1 pseudogene is annotated in these 2,748 nt (G+C 67.6%); it reads left to right on the forward strand.

What is annotated here, in order from left to right:
• Nucleotides 1–369 precede the first annotated feature (369 nt).
• A pseudogene (locus tag GQS09_RS27850) lies at nucleotides 370–1,883 on the forward strand (IS1380 family transposase).
• Nucleotides 1,884–2,748 lie beyond the last annotated feature (865 nt).

Raw genomic sequence — 2,748 nt, forward strand, 5'->3', positions numbered from 1 at the left:
CGGTCTTGCGGACCATTTCGACCAGCAGGACCGAACCGGCCTGGGAGACCGCGGCTCGGCCGTCATCCTGGACACGGACATGGGGGTAGGACCCGGTAGGCTGCTTCACCTGGAAAGTGCCTCCGACGGGAGCGGGAACAAGGACCTCAGCAATCCTCATTCTCGCTGGCCAGAGGCACTTTTCGCTTACCTGACCGCCTGTCGGACAGCCCACCTCGCGAAAGCCCGAGGCTAGCCTCGGGCTTTCACGAAGTGGCCTGTCCGGGGGTTGATCAGCAACGCAGAAAGTGCTCTTGACCTGCAACGATAGGACTTGCTGAGGGTCCTGTTGGCTGCAAGGAAAAGAGCACTTTCCAGGTGAGAGAGCCTATCGCGTCGTACCCGCGTGTCCGTGTCCTGGGGGAGGGCCGTCACGTGGTCTCGCAGGCCGGTTCGGTCCTGCTGGTGGAGACAGTCCGCACCACGGGCCTGGACCAGGCGATATCCGCAGCCCTGGCACCGTGGTGCAAGCCGCGGGCCGTCCACGATCCCGGCAAGATCCTCCTGGATGTCGCCCTGGCGGTCGCGCTGGGCGGGGACTGCCTCGCGGATGTCGGCATGCTGCGGGCCGAGCCGGCCGTCTTCGGTCCGGTGGCCTCCGACCCCACGGTCTCCCGTCTGATCGACACCCTCGCCGCCTCCGGCCAGAAGGCCCTGACCGCCATCCGCGCCGCACGCTCCGAGGTCCGCAGCCGGGTCTGGTCACTGGCCGGCGACCGAGCTCCCAACACCGACGGACAGGTCACGATCGACCTCGACGGCGTCCTGGTGAGCGCGCATTCGGACAAGGAGGACGCGGCCGCGACCTGGAAGAAGACCTACGGCCATCACCCGCTNCAGCCGGGTCTGGTCACTGGCCGGCGACCGAGCTCCCAACACCGACGGACAGGTCACGATCGACCTCGACGGCGTCCTGGTGAGCGCGCATTCGGACAAGGAGGACGCGGCCGCGACCTGGAAGAAGACCTACGGCCATCACCCGCTGACGGCCTTCGTCGACCACGGGCCGGGCGGCACCGGCGGGCCCGTCGCCGCCCTCCTGCGCCCCGGGAACGCCGGCTCGAACACGGCCGCCGACCACATCACCACCGTCCAGCTCGCCCTGGCCCAGCTGCCCAAGCGCTACCGGCGCGGGCGGCGGACGCTGATCCGGACCGACTCCGCCGGCGGCACCCATGAGTTCGTCGCCTGGCTCGCGCAGCGCGGGCGGTGGCTGTCCTACTCGGTCGGCATGACGGTCACCGAGGCGATCCGCCAGCGTGTCCTGAAGATCCCGGCCTCCACCTGGACTCCGGCCCTCGAGGCGGACGGCGAGATCCGCGACGGCGCCTGGGTCGCCGAGCTGGCCGGTGACGTCCTTCACGGCTGGCCGGCGGGCATGCGGCTGATCGTCCGCAAGGAAAGACCGCATCCCCGGGGCCCAGTTGCGGCTCACGGACGCGGACGGCCATCGGATCACCTGCTTCGCCACCAACACCTCGGGCCGGCCGATCGCCGAGCTGGAGCTGCGCCACCGGCTGCGAGCGAGGGCCGAGGACCGCGTCCGCGCCGCCCGGGCCACCGGCCTGCGCAATCTGCCCCTGCACCGCACCGCCCAGAACCGGATCTGGCTGGAGATCGTCCAGATCGCTCTCGATCTGCTGGCCTGGATGCCGATGCTCGCGCTCACCGGCACCGCCCGCCTCTGGGAGCCCCGACGCCTGCGGCTTCGCCTGTTCACCGCGGCCGGACAACTCGTCACCACCGGCCGCCGCCGCATCCTCCGGCTGGCCCGGCACTGGCCCTGGACCCACACGGTCACCGGCGCCCTCGAACGGCTCGCACTCCTGCCGGCTCCCGACTGACCAGCGGATTCGCCTGCCCCTGCGAAAAGAGGACCCAGCCCGGAGCAGTGGAACCCGGCGCCCACCCGACGCGACAGCCGGGCCGCCGACCTGCCCGGGCTCAGGAACAGAACGCGTGATGGTCCGCCGACTCCGTCGGCGGACCATCACGAAACATCGAGGCTAGGCCGCTTCATCAGCGTCGACCCCCTCATGGACCCCACAGACCCCGACCAGATGCAGGGCTACACCTACGCCAACAACAACCCCGGTTTCCCATTCCGACCCCACCGAACTCGCCACAGGTATCGTCAAGTGCGACGCAGCAAAAAACACCTGCTCAGGATCGAGTAAGAAGGCCAGCCATGGCGGATCCTCGTCCAAGCTGTTCGGCGGGAACAAGCTGCTCAACAATGTGACGACTATGAGTGTCATGCAGAAGGTCACATACCTGGGAGCGGATGAACAAAAGGCCCCGACTCTTGACACCGCGTCGTGGACATCCACGGAGGAGCGCCGAGTTGCGGCACAGTACAGGTACGTGCCCGAGGAAGAACCAGAGCCGACCTTTCTGACTCATTTGGAGGACTCCTGGGACTCGCTTGTGCAGGGTGACCCCATCGATGCTTTGGAATCCTTTATAGAAGCTCGCCGGGAACTGACATCCCACCTGTACTTGGACGCAGATGTCTGCTTTGTTGCATGTACGTCTGTAGCCTTCCAAGATATTGATCCGGAACGGTTGAGTTGCCTGCTCGTTGGCAGGGCGTGATCGAGGTTGAGGACGCGCGTCGGCTGCATCCTGCCACGCGGGAGGTAGTGCGGCTGCGGGTGGTGGCCGCGCTGGAATCAGGGCAAGTGCGCACCTACCGGCGGGCGGCCGAGG

The sequence above is a fragment of the Streptomyces sp. YIM 98790 genome (assembly GCF_011421595.1).
Taxonomy (GTDB): domain Bacteria; phylum Actinomycetota; class Actinomycetes; order Streptomycetales; family Streptomycetaceae; genus Streptomyces.